We start from the raw sequence: 15,651 nt of genomic DNA, 5'->3' as shown, positions 1-15,651 counted from the left end.
GTGGTGGCGGCAGGAAATGGGTCGGCGCGGGCTCGGTCAAATGCCCACGGTGGCGGCCAGCCCCATGGCGCCCATCACGCCCAGCGTGACCCAGCTGAAGGGGTCGCGCAGCGCAAACTGCAGCGGGTCTTCGCCGTGCAGCTCGCGCCGCCCGGTCTTGAGCCAGATGCGCATGACCCACAGCAGCAACACGGGCGCAGCGCCCCACAGCCACTCGGGTTGCACATACAGCGCCTGGCTGTTCTGGCTGTCGATGTAGAGCGTGAGCACCAGCACCGCCAGGAAGCCGCTGGACAAGCCCATGGCCCGCAGCGAGGCCAGGTCGCGCGGCTGGTAACCCCGGCCGGGCGCCAGGTCGGCGCGTTCGCCGTCCAGTTCCTCCAGCTCGGCGCAGCGTTTCACCAGCGCCAGGCTCAAAAACAGAAAGATTGAGATCGCTAGCAGCCAGTTGGACGGCGCCACGCTCACGGCCACCCCGCCCGCGCCAATGCGCAGGGTGTAGAGGCCTGAGAGCACCAGCACATCCAAAAGCGCCACGCGTTTGAGCCACAGCGAATACGCCAGCGTGGTGACGGTGTACGCCAGCAGCATGGCGGCAAAACCGCCCGACACCGCCAGCGCCAGCCCAAAGGCGAGCGCCATCATCACCACGCCCAGCACCACCGCCAGCGCAATGCTGATCGCGCCCGAAGCCAGCGGCCGGTGGCGCTTTAGGCGGTGCACCCGGTCGTTGGGCAGGTCCAGCAGGTCGTTGAACAAATAGGTGGCCGACGCACACAGGCCAAACGCCACAAAGGCCAGCGCCGCCAGGCCCCACAGCGCCGGGTCGAGCGCGTGCGCGGCCAGCAGCGGCAAAAACAGCAGCGCGTTTTTGGACCACTGTTTGAGGCGAATGGCGCGCAGCACGGTCTTGAGCTTCAGTGGCGCTTGTTCAAACACGCGCGCCTGCGGGTGCTGGCGCTGCAGCGCGCGCACCACGGCGGGTGGCGCGTTCACGGCCACGGCTTGTGTGCTGCCTTGCCACACGGCAAGGTCATCGCGGCTGTTGCCGGCATAGGTCCAGCGGGTGTGGCCGCTCGCACGGGCGTGCTCGTCGATGGCGGCGCGCTTGTGGGCGCGGCTCAGGTTGGGACCACCGGCGCCCCCGTGGGTGCCCAGCACGCCATCAAAAATTTTGAAATGTGCCGCCACCTCGCTCACGATGCGCGCGTCCGCCGCGCTGGCCAGCACCAGGGGGCGGCCGCGGGCGTGTTCGTCGCGGAGGTACTGCACAAAGCGCTCGTGGTAGGGCAGGCGGGCTGGATCGGGGCGCACCGCGTCGGCCAGCTGGTGCTTGAAACCCGCCTTGCCCAGCAGCAGCCAGGCCAGCAAGCGCAACAGGTTCAGCGGGTTGCGGCGCACCAGCAGCATCACCGATTCGTACAGCGTGTCGGACAGCGTCAGTGTGCCGTCCAGGTCCACATAAAGGGGGCTGGCGTCGTGCGGCGGTGGGGGTGTGTTGGGGTGCGGCAAGCTGGGCGTCCGTTGGGGAGGGCTGGGGCGATTTTAGGTCGCTGGCCGCCGGCGCTGGCTTTGCGCACCAACCGCCGCGCCAGCATGCCCAGCGCCTGCGTTGCCATGGCGCGTGGTGCGCAGCGGCCCCGCGCCTCTCAACCCCCGCTGCGCAGCAGCAGCGCCGGGTTCAGCCGCATCTGCCCTAGCAGGTAGCGCGCGCCCATGCCCAGGCTCACGCCGCTGACCAGCAGCGCCGTGAGCCCGCCGCTCCAATACAGGCCCACCGGGCTCATGTCCAGGCGCCACAGCAGCAGGCCGGTGGCCAGCGCGCTGCCGGCCAGCAGGGCAAAGGACGATGTGACGGTGGCGAGCACCACGTATTCCCACACCAGCACGCGCCTGAGCAGCGAGTGGCGCGCGCCCAGTGCGTGCATCACCGTGGCGTCAAACAGCTGGCGGCTGCGGCTGGCCGCCACCACGCTGGCCAGCACCAGCAGGCTGGCTGCCAGGCACACGCCCGCCACCACCGCCAGGCCGCTGCTGGCGCGACCCATGAGGGCGCGGGTTTCGCGCAGCAGCGACTCGGTGCGCACGGTGGCGATGTTGGGCGCGACGGCGGCCAGGCGGTCCTGGGCGTCCAGCGTCTGTTCCACCGGCAGCCAGGCTGCGCCCACATGGCGGGTGATGAAGGGCTCCAGCGCGCCGTCGCTGAAGATGGCTTCCAGCCACAGGCGCGACTGCATGCGCCGCTGGCTGTAGATGGCGGCCAGCGTGGCCTCCACCGGCGTGCCCATGATCTCAAAGCGCAGCTGGTCGCCCACCTTCAAGCCCAGCTCGTCGGCCTCGCGGTCTTCCATGGCCACCAGCGGTTCGCCGCTGTGGTCTTGGGGCCACCAGGCGCCGCGGTCGATCACCACGTCGTCGAAGTTGCCCGAGCGGTTGCTCAGCTTGTGTTCGTCGCGGGCTTCGCGGGCGCGCTCACTGTTGCCGCTTTCGCGCAGGGTTTCGCCGTTCACCGCCGACAGCCGCCCCAGCACTAGCGGGGCGGTGCGCAGTTCAGCGCTGCCGCTAGCGCTTTGCAAGGTGTCGCGCAGCAGCGGAATTTGTTCGGTCTGCACGTCGTAAAACACCAGCGCCGGTGCGTTGGCGGGCACGGTGTCGTTCACGGTGCGCAGCAGCGTCATCACCACCAGCGTGCAGGCCACCAGCAGCGTGAGGGCCGAGCCCAGCGAAAGCAGGGCGGTGCGCAGCGGTGAATGCGCCTGCTGCAAACCGGCCAGCGCCAGTTGCAGCGGCAAGGGCAGGCGCGGGTGGTGTTGCAACCGGGCGGCCAGGCGGCGCAGGCCGCGCGTGGCCAGGTCGAGCACGCCCAGCAAGGCGGCGGTGGCCAGCACAAAGGCCAGACCAAAGCGCGGGTCGGGCAGCACCGCTACCAGCAGCGCCAGCGTGGCGGTGGCCACGGCGGCCGTGAGCCACCAGGCGCGGCGCGGCGTGCGCAGCGCCTGCCCTTCCACACCCCGAAACAGGGTGGCCGGGCTGACCGACAGCGCGCGGCCCAGCGCGGGCAGCGAAAACGCCAGCGCGGTGAGCACGCCAAACGCCAGTGCCACCAGCGCGGGCTGCCACAGGCCTTGCAGCAGCAGCGTCACCGGCAGTTTGTCGGCGGCCAGCTGGGCGCCAGCCAGCGCCAGCCCCATGCCCAGCGCCACGCCCACCGCGCTGGCCAGCAGCGCCAGCATGAGTATTTGCAGCAGCACCATGGCGGCCAGCCGGCCGTCGCGCAGGCCCAGCGCGCGCAGCGTGGCCAGGCTGGTGAGCTTGCCTTGCAGGTAGGCCTGCACGCTGTTGAACACACCCAGGCCGCCAATGAACAAAGCGGAAAAGCCGATCAACATGAGACCCGAAGCGATCTGGCCCAGCACCTCGGCCATGCGGTCGCTGCGTTCGTCGAAGCTGCGCACCTCGGCGTCCAGCGCGGGAAAGGCGGCCATGAAGCTGTCGCGCCAGGCGGTGGCGGCCTGGGCGCTGGGCTCGTCCACGCGCACGCGGTAGCGGTATTCCACCCGGCTGAGCGGCTGCACCAGACCGGTGGCCATGAGCGCGCCCTCGGCCACCAGCACCGGGGCGGCGCCCCAGTCGGCGCGCAGGCTGCGGTCGGGCTGGCGCACGGTGATGGCACGCACCACCAGTTCCAGCTCGCCAATGGCAATGCGGCTGCCGGGCTGCAAGCTGAAGCGGGTGGCCAAAGCGGCGTCAATGGCGGCGCCCCACTGGCCGTCGCGCTGGGCCAGTGCGTCAGCCAGCGGCGCGGCCGGGTTCAGTTCCACCTGGCCCACCAGCGGGTAGGCCGCGTCGGCGCTCAGCAGCTCGATCAGCTGGGCGCGGCCGTCTTCGGTGCGCAGCATGGTGCGCAGCTCGATCACGCGCGATACCGTGGCGCGCGCCTGCATCCAGGCCAGCGTGTCGTTGGGCAGGGGTTGGGGCGATTCAATTTCCACATCGCCGCCAAAGATCAGCCGGGCATCGGTACGCATCGCGTCGGCCACCTGGCGGTACAGGCCACCGCCCGCGGCCACCAGCGACACACCCAGCACCAGGCAGGCCACAAAAATCCACAGGCGCCGACCACTCGCGCGCAGGTCGCGCCAGGCCAGGTCAAGCAGAAACAGCATGGCGGTGCTCCGGCTGGCGTTCGGTGGGCGTTTCCTGCAGCTGGCCTTCGTGGAGGCGCAGCACGCGGTCGCAGCGGGCGGCAAAGTCCAGGTCGTGCGTCACCAGCACCAGGGTGGTGCCCAGTTCCCGGTTCAGGCCAAACAGCAGCTCGCGCACCGCCTCGGCGGTGTGGTCGTCCAGGTTGCCGGTGGGTTCGTCGGCCAGCAGCAGGCGCGGGCGGTGCACCAGCGCGCGGGCAATGGCCACGCGCTGCTGCTCGCCGCCTGAGAGCTGCGACGGCTTGTGGTGCATGCGGTCGGCCAGGCCCACGCGGCGCAGCATCTCGGCCGCCGCTTGGCGTGCGCCGCTGGCCCCGGCCATTTGCAGCGGCAGGGCGGCGTTGTCCAGCGCGCTCAGGCTGGGCAACAGGTGAAAGCTCTGAAACACGATGCCGATGCGCTCGCGGCGCAGGTCGGCCAGGCCGTCGCTGTCCAGCGTGCCCAGGTCGATGCCGTCGATCAGCACCTGCCCGGCGCTGGGCCGTTCCAGCCCCGAGAGCAACAGCAACAGCGAGGTTTTGCCCGAGCCCGACGGGCCGGCAATGGCCACGCGGGTGCCGGCTTCGATGCGCATGTCCAGCCCGCGCAGCACGTCCACGCGGGTGTTGCCGAGCGGGTAAGACATGCCGAGCTGGCGGGTTTCAATCAGGGCGGTGGTTTTTGTCATGCGAGTCGGAGCGAGTCTTGGGGCTGAGGTTCCCGGTGTCAGGGTGGCCATAATGACCGGCTTTCAGCCCGCGCGTTTGCGCAAGTCGCTCTTATGGATTTCTGGATCACCTCTTTGCTGCTGGCCGGCGCTGCGTTTGCGGCCGGTGTGCTCAACGCCATCGCCGGCGGCGGCAGCTTTCTCACCTTTCCCGCGCTGGTGTTTGCCGGCGTGCCGCCCATCATGGCCAACGCCACCAGTGCGCTGGCGGTGAGCCCGGGCTACCTGGGCAGCACGCTGGGTTTTCGGGCCGAGCTGCGCGAGCTGCCCACGCGGCGCCTGCAACGTGAAATGGCGCTGTCGGCGGGGGGTGGTGTGGCGGGTGCGCTGCTGTTGCTGATCACGCCGGCGCACCTGTTTGCCGGCATAGTGCCCTGGTTGCTGTTGTTTGCCACCGCGCTGTTTGCGGCAGGGCCGGTGCTGGCACGGCGCGCGCAGGCTGCATCCAAAGAAGGGCAGGGGCTGGCCGCCTGGCGCGAGCCCGGGCTGTTGCTGGTGGCCATTTACGGCGGCTATTTCAACGGTGGCCTGGGCATCTTGCTCATGGCGCTGTACACCGTGGCCGGCGAGTCGCGCATCAACACCGTGAACGCGCTGAAAAACCTCAACTCGCTGGTGCTGTCGTGGCTGGCCGTGGGCGCGTTTGTGCTGGCCGGTGCCATTGCCTGGAAAGAAGGCCTGTTGATGATGGTGGCCGCCACGGCGGGCGGCTTCTTTGGTGCGCGTTGGTCCAAGCGGCTGCCCGCACAGTGGGTGCGCGTGGGCGTGATCGTGGTCGGGCTGGTGATGAGCGCGCTGTTTTTTGCGCGCAGCGCCTGAGGCCACCAAGCCACTAGGCCGGGAGCCAGGTCCAGGCCTGGCCCAGCGCCTGCGTCACCAGTTGCCACAGCGAAACCACATAGGCCACTGCGGCCACGCCCGTGGCAGTGGACAGCAGCAGGGCCACGCCGTCGCGAAACATCCAGCCCAGGCTGAGCAAGATCAGGCTCAGGCTGGGCAGCAGGTTGCCCAGTGGCAGCGGCAAGAAAATCACCACGCCCATCAGCGCGATCCACACGCCCCACCACACCCGCGTGCGGTCGTGTGAGCACAGCGCCCACCGCGGTCGCAGCCAGCGGTTGCCCCGCTCGTACATCCAGGTCAGGCCGTGCAGACAGCGGCCGGTCCAGCGTTCGTTCAGCGTTACGTTGCCCAGGCGGGCAGGCAGGGGCCAGGTGTCGTGCCCGCGTGCCCAGGCCCAGGCCAGCGCCCAGATGCCCAGGCTCATGGCCGTGCCGGTGCCCGGCAGCGGCACCGAGCACACCACGGCCAGCAGCATCAGCAACACCGCAGCCGATGACTCGCGGTGCAAACCGAGCAGTCCCGCCAGGCTCAGGCGCAGGTCGGCGGTGCTGCTGGCCCTTGCCGCGGCCGACACGGTGCTGGCGCGGTGTCCGTCGGCGGCCTCGCGCAGCCGCTGCGCCAGATGGATGCTCATGGTGTTGCGCGCGCCCTTCGACGCATCAGGCCTGTGCCCGGCGCAGCGCGGCAGGTGTACCCAGGCGCCCCGCCAGCCAGTGCCCAGCCACCGCACACGCCAGCAGCAACAGCATCACCAGTCCCCAGCCGATCCACAGCAGCGGGGCGATCCAGGCCATCAGGCCATCGGCCGACGGCAGCACCTGCCCGAGCCACTGCACCAAGTCCACGGCGGCCGCCTGCAGGCCTTGCAGCCAGGCCGTGTCCAACCACAGGGCCAGCCAAGCCGGCACGGGCCACTGCCCCGCGGCGGTGGCCAGGTCGGTGGCTTGTCCGGAGGCCATCGCCGCCAGCAGCCAGTCGGTCACTTGCACGGTCAGCGCCACCAGCCCGGTCCACAGGCCGGCCAGCACCACAAACGCGACCCAGATCATGGCTTTCATACAAAGCGTCCTTTTTTCGGTGATGGGCTGGCGGGTGTCATGCGGCTGCGGGCAGCGTGCGCCAGGCCTTCACCATGGCGTCCAGCATCTCGGCTTCGCCTTCGGCCAGGTGCCCGTCGGCCAAGGCAATGCCTTCGCACAAATCCAAGATCTGCGCGCGCAGCTGCGGGTCTTGCACCTCGTTCATCAGGGCCTGGCGGGTCGCATCGTCGATCTGCGACGAACCGGTCCACTCGCCGTGGGCAGCGTGCAGCAGGTCTTGGCAAAACAGGTCGATCACCGCCTTGATCTCGTCAGCCGGCAGGCCCAGGCGGCGTGGCGCCTCCAGCCGGTCCAGCGCGCGGATCTCGGTCATTGAATAATTGCCGTCGGCTACAAGGGCCATGGCCAGCAGGCGCGTGGCGGCCTGGGGGCTGTTGGTGGGGTAAGTTCTCATGGGTCACTGCTTTCGTAGAGTGCAAAAAAGAACCAGGCCAATTGTTCGTTGTGGGGGGCGCCTGGCGTGCCCCGAACAGGAACCTAAGATAGGGCCCCACGGAGGCATAAAAAAGCAGACAATGAGTGAAAAATATTCCTTAAAATACGAACAATGAACCAGGAACTCAACTACAAGCACCTGTATTACTTCTGGGTCACGGCCAAAGAGGGCGGCATGTCGCATGCGGCCGACCGGCTGGGGCTGGCGGTGCAAACCGTGAGCGCGCAGGTGCGCCTGCTCGAACAGTCGCTGGGGCATGCCTTGTTCAAGCCGGCCGGCCGTGGCCTGGCGTTGACCGACGCCGGACAGGCCGCGTTGCAAGTGGCCGAGCAGATTTTTCACCTGGGTGAGCACCTGCAAACCGCCGTGCGCGAGGCCGGCACACACGTCGGTGTGCGCTTGGTGGTGGGCATTTCTGATGGCTTGCCCAAGCTGGCCGTGCGCGACCTGCTGGCCCCCGCCATGGAAGAGCCCAACCTGCGCCTGCTGTGCCACGAAGACAAGTTTGACGACCTGCTGGCCGACCTGGCCCTGCACCGCCTGGACGTGGTGCTGTCGGACCGCCCCGCACCCGCCAACCCCAACCTGCGGCTCTACAGCCACGCGCTGGGGTCGTCGGCGCTGGGCTGGTACGCGCCCAAGGCATGGCTGACGCAGGCCAGCCACAACTTTCCGCACAGCCTGGCCCAGGTGCCCGTGCTGCTGCCCACCGCACACGCTTCGGTGCGCCTGCGGCTTGACCAGTGGTTTGAACGCCAGAGCGTCACGCCCAACCTGGTGGGCGAGTTTGAAGACAGCGCCCTGCTGGCCACGTTTGGCTCGTCCGGCATGGGCGTGTTTCCCGCTTCTGAGCGCATGCGCGAAAAGCTCTCGCACGGCTACGGCCTGAGCTGGTTTGCGCCTTGCGATGGCGTGCAAGAACACTTTTATGCCATTGGCACGGCGCGCAAGGTGCAGCACCCGCTGGTGCAAAAACTGCTGGTGCAAAAGCTGGCCGACTAGCGCCTGAGGGACCGCCCGCTGTGGAGGCAGCGTGCACGGTGGCGCCGTGCCGGCTGGCCCGGGTGGCGCCATGTTGCAGCGCCCGCTGCCACAAAATGCCGCCATGCACACCCTCACCCCTGCCGCCCACATGCCCTGGCCCGTGGCCAGCCCGTTTCGCATGCGGCCCGGTTTGTCGCGTCTGGCGCCCGCCGCTCAGGCTCTGCACACACCGCCGCCCGAGCCACCGCCCCTGTTTCTGCGCGACGACCAAGCTGCCGCCTACGCCCACCACAAACAGGCCGTGCTGCAAACCCACCCAGATCGCGCCCTGGTGGGCCAGGCCGAGCCCGCCGTGCTGCAGGCCATTGCCGACGCCTATGCCGCCCAAACCGGCGTGGCCCTGGCGCCCACGGCCCAAGCGCTGGCGCTGGGCATGCAAGAAGACATGGTGGTGCTGCACGACGAGCCGGGCGCCATGCGCACACGCTGGCTTGGCGTGTGCTTTCCGTCCAACTGGAGCCCGGCCGACAAGCTGGGCCTGGACTTCACCGCCATTCACGCCCCCGTGGCCGACAACGCGCTGCTGCAAGCCGGCGGCAAAGGCATTGTGGACATGGCATTTCGCCAGGCCAGCATGCTGCGCCATGTGTGGCTGCTCTCGCCCAGCAGCGACCTGGCGCAGCACCCCGAAACCCGCCGCACCCGCTGGGAGGACGCTGTGGCGCAGGCCGACGCCACCGGTCAGCGGCTGCTGGAACAGGTGTTTTATCGCGTCGAACGCCAGACCACGCTGCCCCTGCCTGCCCTGCAGCGCGGCGTGTTTTTCATCCGCGTCATGGTGTGCCCGCTGCCGAGCGTGTTGCAGGTGGCGCCCACGCGCGCAGCCGAACTGCACGCCGCACTCGCCTCCATGAGCGACGCCGTGGTGGCCTACCGCGGCATGGCCGGCGTGCGCCCGCGCCTGCTGGCCGAACTGGCCGCGCTCGAGAGCCCCTGAAACGCCGTTGGTTGAGAGCGCTCAAGGCCGCGTGGCGCGTCCGGCCTACAGTGCGCTGAACGCCTCCCTACCCAACGAGCACGCCCATGAAATTCCCGCCTGGCATACGCACCTGTCTCTACAACAGCGCCGGGCTGGACGCCGTGCTGGACCACATGGCGCAGCAGGCGGCTGGCCTGCTGCGCGGCAACGGCCCGGTGGCGGTGGTGGGCGTGCTGCGCCGCGGTGCGCCGCTGGCCGATCGCCTCACCGAGCGCCTGGTGCTGCGCCACGGCCTGCCGCCGCCGCTGCGGCTGGACCTGTCGGTCAAACGCTACGCCGACGACCTGACCCTCGTCTACCCCGACACCCAGCTCACCGAATTCCCGCGCGACGTGTCGCTGGACCTGAGCGGTGTCACCGTGCTGGTCGTGGACGACGTGCTCTACACCGGGCAGTCGCTGCTGAAAGTGCTGGAGCACCTGAACCGCAAGCACGCCGCGGCCGTGCGGGTGGCCGTGCTGGTGGACCGTGGCGTGGCCACGCTGCCCCTGCGCGCCGACGTGGTGGGCCTGCGGCTGCAAGTGGCGCCCAGCCACATCGTCGAATGCCACGTGCCGCCCTACGAAACCGACTTCAGCATCCAGCTGCTGCAACCCCCGCGCGCCCGCTGAACCCGCCCGCCGCCCCAAGGAGCCACCATGTTCAAAGACCGCGAAGACGCAGCCCGCCAACTGGCCACCCGGCTCGCCGCCTACCGGGGCCAGCACCCGCTGATCTTGGCCATTCCCCGCGGCGCCGTGCCCATGGGCAAGGTGCTGGCCGAGCTGCTGCAGGGCGATATGGACGTGGTGCTGGTGCGCAAACTGCGCGCGCCCTACCAGCCCGAGGTGGCCATTGGTTCGGTCGATGAAAGCGGCTGGAGCTACATCGCGCCGTATGCCGCGTCCGTGGGGGCTGACCAGGACTACATCGCCGCCGAAAAACACGAGCAACTGCAAACCATCCACTCGCGTCGCGTGCAGTACTCACCGATCCGCGCCCCCATCGACCCCGAAGGCCGCACCGTCATCGTGGTCGACGACGGTCTGGCCACCGGCGCCACCATGATCTCGGCCCTGCACAGCCTGCGCCGTCGCCTGCCCGCCAAACTGGTGTGTGCGGTGCCCGTGTCATCGCCCGAGGCCCTGGCCCGCATCCGCACCATGGCCGACGAGGTGGTGTGCCTGCACGCCCCCGAAGACTTCCAGGCTGTCGGCCAGTTTTATCGCCACTTTCCGCAGGTGGACGACGACGAAGTGATGGCCCTGCTGAGGGACTGAATCGCAGCCCACCGCCTGCAGACTGTCCAGTCCGTTAGCGCCAGAGCAGGAGCTGCCCACCGCACCCTCCGAAGAGATGGACACTGGTGGAGCGGTGGGGAAACCCGTCGCGGACCGTTTCGGCCGGGTGCATGCACCGCAGCCAAAGGCGCTCAGCGAGCCACTTCGAAGGTGTAGGCGATGAAGCGGCTTTCCCAGCGCGCATCTTCTGTAATCGGCGGGCGAAGGTCCACGCCACGCAACAACCAGCGGCCAGGCTGGGGCAGGCGAAAGCTGACGCGTCCCGCGGCATCGGTACGCGCCCAAAGGCCGCCCGGCGTGGTCTCGTGTAGCAGCTCCACGGGCAGAGCGGCCAGGGGCTTGCCGTCGCGTTGCACCTCAAACACCGCATCGCTACCGGCCTGCAGCACGCCGCGGGGAGCCACGCGAAGCACATCCAGCGGCTGGCTGTTGTCGCGCGCCGGTGCCGCTGCGCCTTCTATTCGAGCGACCTTCAGGTAACGTTCCTGAAAAGGGCGGCCTTGTGCACGCTGTCGGGCGAGCACCGCGCGCAGCGTGTCGCTGGCACGGATCTCGTCGAAGTAGATGTCGACGATGGCGGACGCGAGCTCGACCTCGAAGGGCTGCAGGCGCACCACGCAGCTGAACGTACCGACCTCGGGACCGGGCACGCGATACAGCGTGTGCCGGCGACCCACGCGCGTTGACGCCGGCTTGTGAACCGTGCCCTTGGCATCGGTACAGGCCCAGTGGGTCACCACCTTCGGCTCCACTGGCGCCTCGTAACGCGGGTACAGGTTGCCCGTGCCCAGCGCCAGTTGCAGCGGCTGTCCGGCGCCGCCTTCCGGGTTGTCCACGCGTTCAAACCAGGTGTCGTGCGCCATCGCCGGCCAAGCCGACAGCATCAACAAGGCGAACGCCAAGCTGCGACCAAGCGATGTCAGCCGGGCGGTCATGGCCATGGCAGCGTTCCTGTTCATATTCATGTTTGAGAGGCGCTCAAGGCCAGAACGATCAGCGAGGCCGCCGCCACCCACGACGCCAGCACGCGCACGCCGACCTGAGCCCAGGCCCAGCGGGGCAGACGCACCAGCGCCGCTGCGGCCAACGCCCAGACCAGACTGCCCACAAAGAGTCCCATGGCCAGGGCCCAAGGCAGCGCGTTGGCAGACGCCGCCGCGGGAGGCGGTAAGGCCGCCAAACCCACCCCGGCGCCGAGCATGGCCGCCACCGTTGCCGTGACGGGAGCGCCCCAGGGCCGCCCCACCGCCACCGCGAGTCCGCCGAGCGCCGCCGCCAGCAGGCTCGGCCAAGGCACCCGCGCCAAGGGCAGTGCATCCGACAGCGAGAGCACCAGCGCCACGCCCAGCGGCAGCGCAAACGCCAGCCACGCCACCACGGGCCAGCCGGGCTGCGCGCCCCACTGCTGCCCAATGAACAGCGCCGCGGCCAGCAACGGCAGCAGCATGCCGGACGCCAGCAGCGGTTGTGTCAACCCAGAAACGAAGCCCGGTTCCAGCACGGTGATGGACCTCAAAAGGCGCGCACGAGAAACACCGCGCCCACCAAGGCAATGAGGGCACCCAGCCCCCGCACCGCCTTGGTGCCCCAGGGCCAGCGGGTGAGCTCACCAAAGGCGATGCCGCAGAGATGCAGCAAGCCCGTTGAAACGACGAAGCCCAGGCTGTAGGCGATCGGATCGGCGGCCTGGGGCAGCTCGGTGCCGTGCGCATGGCCGTGGAAAACAGCGAACGCCGCCACGATCACAGCCGCCAGCGCCAGCGGCGCCCGCCAGCCCCAGGCCACGGCCGCACCAAGCGCAATGGCCGACAACGCAATGCCCACTTCCACGCCCGGCAGGGGCAGGCCCAGCACACCGGCCGCTCCACCCGCAGCCATCACCAGCGGAAACACCACCGGCAACAACCACAGCGCCGGCCGGCCAAGAAAGGCGCCCCAGAGGCCGACCGCGACCATCGCCACCAGGTGGTCGGGACCAGCCAGCGGGTGCAGCAAGCCGCTCGCGAACCCTCCGGCAACCCCGCTGGCTTCGTGTGCCAGAGCGGCCCCCGAAGCGGCGCAGGCGCCCACCACCACAGCCACCCGGCCGAGGCAGCGGGTCAGGCGCTGACCCAGCGCCTGCAGACCTGCCCAGACACCGTGGCCCCGGATCCCATTCGGCGCCTTCAATCGGCGGTGGACGGCAGCGTCGAAAACGGCGTCATGGTGCGGTGTGGTCGGCGCAGACCAAGCGTTCAGGGGCATGAAACAAAGTATCTCACAGCACCGTTCAGGAACAGGCGGCGGGTCTCCATGGCGATCGGCTCCTGCCCTGGGCTCAAGGGGATGTTCATATGGGGGGCTTGCTTGCTATCCCGATCGCCCGTCAACGGTCTGGAACCGCAAACCCGGCGCAGCCCCGGCTCAGGTTTTGGACACCACGATGACCACCGCAACCAGCACACCGCCGGCCAGCGCAACCAGGCTGAAACGCTGGTGCGCTTGCTCTGCCTGGGTGATCGTGGTGTGCGCGCGCAAGCCACCGCACCACGCCACTTTTGCACAGGCGCCCGGCGAACGATTTGAGTGGGCTCAACGCGCAGCGCCAGCGCTGGATCGCTCAATGTGTTTAAATACCATCCAAATGGAATCCAATTGGAATCCAAACAGATGGTTTACAGATGGCAAACACTCCAACCGAACCCAAAGCCCGGGTGGGCGATACCGAAAAACTCACCATCAACCTGGGCGTGGTGGACCTGGGGCAGGTCGACCTGCTGGTGCAGGAAGGCTTTTATTCCAACCGCTCCGACCTGATCCGTACCGCCGTGCGCAACCAGCTGGCGGTGCACGCCGACACGGTGCGCCAAACCGTGGCGCGGCGCACCCTCATGCTGGGTCTGCAGCACCTGAGCCGGGCCGACCTGGAGCGTGCCGTGGCCGCCGGCCAGCGGCTGCGGGTGCAGGTGGTGGGCCTGGCCCGCATTGCCGAAGACGTGCCACCCGAACTCGCGCTGGCCGCGATCGAGTCGGTGTCGGTGCTGGGCGCGTTTCATGCATCACCCGAGGTGCGCCGCGCGCTGGCCGGGCGCATGGTGTGAGCGCGCCTTGCACCGCGCCCTACCTGCCTGAACACGACACCCCACACGAAAGCCTTTTTTGACCCCACGCCTTCCCCGCAACCCCTCTGCCTTTTCACCACCGAGCGCCCTTGCCATGAACATCCAGGAAACCATTGAACGCGCGCTGGCGTCGGCCGGGCTCGACACCCAGAGCGGCCCCCTGCGCGGGGTGACCGACACCATCCGCAACGCACTGGCCTCGGCGGGTCTGGCGGTGGGCGCAGCGGCCACGCCAGCGCAAGCCGCCCCGCCCAACGACAACACCATCGACGTGGTGGCCCGCGAAGTGCCTGCGCCGGGCGCTGAGGCGGCCGAAGCGGATGCGGCCGGCGGCCAGTTTGTGCTGCGCAGCTTCAGCGCCCCGGCGGGCACCCGGGCCTACAAGCTGTATGTGCCGGCGCAGGCCGTGGGCTCCCAAAAGCCCAAGGCCGGCAGCTTGCCGCTGGTGGTCATGTTGCACGGCTGCACCCAGTCGGCCGACGACTTTGCCGCCGGCACCCAGATGAACCGGCTGGCCGACGAACACGGCTTTGTCGTGGTCTACCCCGAACAGGCCTCGGGCGCCAACGCCTCGCGCTGCTGGAACTGGTTTCGCGCCGAAGACCAGGTTCGCGGCGCTGGCGAGCCAGCGTTGCTGGCCGGCCTGGTGCAGGCCGTGGTGGCCGAGCACCCGGTGGACCCCGCGCGTGTGTATGTGGCCGGGCTGTCAGCCGGCGCGGCCATGGCGGTGGTGTTGGGTGAAACCTACCCCGAGCTGTTTGCCGCCGTGGGCGCCCATTCGGGCCTGCCCTATGCCGCCGCACACGACATTCCTTCGGCCATGGCGGCCATGAAAGGCCACAGCCCCATGGGCATGGGCCACTTGCCCGGCACGCCGGCCGACCCGCGCCGCCAGGCCCAGCAGGCGGTGCCGGTGATCGTGTTTCATGGTGACCGTGACCACACCGTGCAACACAGCAACGGCGAGCAGATCGTGCGCCAGGCCACCAGCGCCCACGCGGCCGGGCTCAGCGCCCGCACCGAACAAGGCCAGTCGCCCAGCGGCCGCAGCTACACCCGCACGCGCCACACCAATGCCCAAGGCCAGTGCCTGGTGGAGGCGTGGACGCTGCACGGCGCGGGCCACGCCTGGTCGGGTGGTGCTGCCGCGGGCTCGTTCACCGACGGCAATGGCCCCGACGCGTCGGCCGAAATGCTGCGCTTCTTCCTGGCGCTGCCAGGGCAGGGCCAGCGCTGAGTCTTAAAACTCGATCTTGTCGGCAATCGCCTTGATGCCCGCCTTGGCGCAGGCGTCGTCGGCGTCGCCGCCGGGCGCGCCCGACACGCCAATGGCACCGTAACTGGAGCCGCCGCCCTCAATCACCACACCGCCGCCCACCGCCAGCATGCGCGGTGTGCTGCGAATACCGCTCATGGGCTTGCCCGCTTGCGATTCGGTGGCCAGGTCCAGCGTGGACGTGCGAAAACTCGCCGCCGTCCAGGCCTTGTTGGTCGCCACGTCCACCGTGTGGGCGCCCGCAAAGCGGTCGCGCAAAAACACCTGGGTCAGGCCCGAGCGGTCCACCACCGCCACGCCCACCTGAAAACCCTGCGCGCGGCAAGCCGCCATGGCCGCCTGCGCCGCCACCAGCGCGGTTTCGGGCGTCAGGGCCTTGATCTGGAACGTGGCCGCCGGGGCCTGTGCAAAAGCAGGCAAAGCCACACACAAACTGGCCGCAGCCATCACAACGTGTCGCATATCGAAGTCTCCACAAAGGGTTGAAACCACGGCCAGCCCAGCGAGCCGCCGCACCAAACCCATGCTAGGAGCCTGCGCGGCAGAACGTTTCGCGGGCTGATTTGAGGATAACTGCGCGGTGCCTCGGGTGATTTGATCGTTCCCGTTGTTTGGCGTGGTCTGTGCGGCGGCCTTGTGCGGGTCTGAAGGCTCCGTTTCGAGGCCCTCGATGCCCCGTTT

The 15,651-nt window shown here is 69.0% G+C and carries 17 protein-coding genes; 7 read left to right on the top strand and 10 right to left on the bottom strand.

Translation table 11 applies throughout. The annotated features are described in order from the left end of the window. Window positions 1-36: 36 nt before the first annotated feature. The 3 genes from AC4QBL_RS16835 to AC4QBL_RS16825 form a co-directional block, all read right to left on the bottom strand. Window positions 37-1,512 (bottom strand): UbiA family prenyltransferase, encoded by a 1,476-nt coding sequence (locus AC4QBL_RS16835; RefSeq protein ID WP_472908360.1) that lies wholly within the window; start codon window positions 1,510-1,512, stop codon window positions 37-39. 137 nt (window positions 1,513-1,649) lie between these two features. Next, complete coding sequence (locus AC4QBL_RS16830; RefSeq protein WP_472908361.1) at window positions 1,650-4,166, bottom strand: ABC transporter permease; 2,517 nt, start codon at window positions 4,164-4,166, stop codon at window positions 1,650-1,652. Further along, window positions 4,150-4,872 carry an ABC transporter ATP-binding protein gene (locus AC4QBL_RS16825; protein ID WP_472908362.1) on the bottom strand — a complete coding sequence of 241 codons (723 nt, stop codon included), beginning with the start codon at window positions 4,870-4,872 and terminating at the stop codon, window positions 4,150-4,152. Before AC4QBL_RS16825 ends, AC4QBL_RS16830 begins: the two co-directional genes overlap by 17 nt. Window positions 4,873-4,965: 93 nt before the next feature. On the opposite strand from AC4QBL_RS16825, the gene AC4QBL_RS16820 reads away from it, so the two are divergent. Next, the gene (locus tag AC4QBL_RS16820; protein WP_472908363.1) at window positions 4,966-5,730 is read left to right on the top strand and encodes a sulfite exporter TauE/SafE family protein; all 765 of its coding nucleotides are present in this window, start codon (window positions 4,966-4,968) and stop codon (window positions 5,728-5,730) included. 13 nt (window positions 5,731-5,743) lie between these two features. Here the strand turns inward: AC4QBL_RS16820 and AC4QBL_RS16815 are convergent, their stop codons facing one another. From AC4QBL_RS16815 to AC4QBL_RS16805, 3 genes are read right to left on the bottom strand one after another with little or no spacing between them, the layout of a single operon-like run. After that, window positions 5,744-6,388, bottom strand: a complete 645-nt coding sequence (locus tag AC4QBL_RS16815; protein WP_472908364.1) for an exopolysaccharide biosynthesis protein — start codon at window positions 6,386-6,388, stop codon at window positions 5,744-5,746. A 25-nt stretch (window positions 6,389-6,413) separates the two neighbouring features. Continuing rightward, complete coding sequence (locus tag AC4QBL_RS16810; protein ID WP_472908365.1) at window positions 6,414-6,812, bottom strand: hypothetical protein; 399 nt, start codon at window positions 6,810-6,812, stop codon at window positions 6,414-6,416. A gap of 37 nt (window positions 6,813-6,849) precedes the next feature. After that, a complete protein-coding gene (locus AC4QBL_RS16805; protein WP_472908366.1) occupies window positions 6,850-7,248 on the bottom strand; it encodes a TerB family tellurite resistance protein in 399 nt (132 codons plus the stop codon). Window positions 7,249-7,401: 153 nt separating this feature from the next. Here AC4QBL_RS16805 and AC4QBL_RS16800 point away from each other — a divergent pair, with 153 nt between their 5' ends. The 4 genes from AC4QBL_RS16800 (at window position 7,402) to AC4QBL_RS16785 (ending at window position 10,572) form a co-directional block, all read left to right on the top strand. Then, window positions 7,402-8,292 carry a LysR family transcriptional regulator gene (locus AC4QBL_RS16800; protein WP_472902080.1) on the top strand — a complete coding sequence of 297 codons (891 nt, stop codon included), beginning with the start codon at window positions 7,402-7,404 and terminating at the stop codon, window positions 8,290-8,292. A gap of 103 nt (window positions 8,293-8,395) precedes the next feature. Further along, the gene (locus tag AC4QBL_RS16795; protein WP_472908367.1) at window positions 8,396-9,271 is read left to right on the top strand and encodes a heme-dependent oxidative N-demethylase subunit alpha family protein; all 876 of its coding nucleotides are present in this window, start codon (window positions 8,396-8,398) and stop codon (window positions 9,269-9,271) included. A gap of 86 nt (window positions 9,272-9,357) precedes the next feature. Then, the gene (locus AC4QBL_RS16790) at window positions 9,358-9,924 is read left to right on the top strand and encodes a phosphoribosyltransferase family protein (RefSeq protein WP_472902078.1); all 567 of its coding nucleotides are present in this window, start codon (window positions 9,358-9,360) and stop codon (window positions 9,922-9,924) included. 27 nt (window positions 9,925-9,951) lie between these two features. After that, entirely contained in the window at window positions 9,952-10,572 is a 621-nt protein-coding gene (locus tag AC4QBL_RS16785) for a phosphoribosyltransferase (protein WP_472908368.1), read from the top strand. A gap of 152 nt (window positions 10,573-10,724) precedes the next feature. Here the strand turns inward: AC4QBL_RS16785 and AC4QBL_RS16780 are convergent, their stop codons facing one another. Genes AC4QBL_RS16780 through AC4QBL_RS16770 form a run of 3 tightly spaced genes read right to left on the bottom strand, consistent with a single transcriptional unit; the run spans window position 10,725 to window position 12,837 of the window. Continuing rightward, a complete protein-coding gene (locus AC4QBL_RS16780; protein ID WP_472908369.1) occupies window positions 10,725-11,534 on the bottom strand; it encodes a DUF4198 domain-containing protein in 810 nt (269 codons plus the stop codon). Between the two features lie 20 nt (window positions 11,535-11,554). Continuing rightward, on the bottom strand, window positions 11,555-12,109 hold the full coding sequence (locus AC4QBL_RS16775) for a hypothetical protein (protein ID WP_472908370.1): 555 nt from the start codon (window positions 12,107-12,109) through the stop codon (window positions 11,555-11,557). After that, a complete protein-coding gene (locus tag AC4QBL_RS16770; protein WP_472908371.1) occupies window positions 12,106-12,837 on the bottom strand; it encodes a HupE/UreJ family protein in 732 nt (243 codons plus the stop codon). Before AC4QBL_RS16770 ends, AC4QBL_RS16775 begins: the two co-directional genes overlap by 4 nt. 416 nt (window positions 12,838-13,253) lie before the next feature. On the opposite strand from AC4QBL_RS16770, the gene AC4QBL_RS16765 reads away from it, so the two are divergent. Then, entirely contained in the window at window positions 13,254-13,673 is a 420-nt protein-coding gene (locus tag AC4QBL_RS16765; protein ID WP_472902344.1) for a CopG family transcriptional regulator, read from the top strand. A gap of 115 nt (window positions 13,674-13,788) precedes the next feature. Beyond that, the gene (locus AC4QBL_RS16760) at window positions 13,789-14,931 is read left to right on the top strand and encodes an extracellular catalytic domain type 1 short-chain-length polyhydroxyalkanoate depolymerase (RefSeq protein WP_472908372.1); all 1,143 of its coding nucleotides are present in this window, start codon (window positions 13,789-13,791) and stop codon (window positions 14,929-14,931) included. 3 nt (window positions 14,932-14,934) lie between these two features. Here the strand turns inward: AC4QBL_RS16760 and AC4QBL_RS16755 are convergent, their stop codons facing one another. Continuing rightward, window positions 14,935-15,432, bottom strand: coding sequence for a GlcG/HbpS family heme-binding protein (locus AC4QBL_RS16755; RefSeq protein ID WP_472908373.1), 498 nt, complete (start codon window positions 15,430-15,432; stop codon window positions 14,935-14,937). Window positions 15,433-15,651 lie beyond the last annotated feature (219 nt).

The organism is Hydrogenophaga sp. L99 (assembly GCF_058731905.1).
The sequence above is the reverse complement of the archived record's forward strand: the minus strand, read 5'-3'. Positions and strand labels throughout refer to the sequence as shown.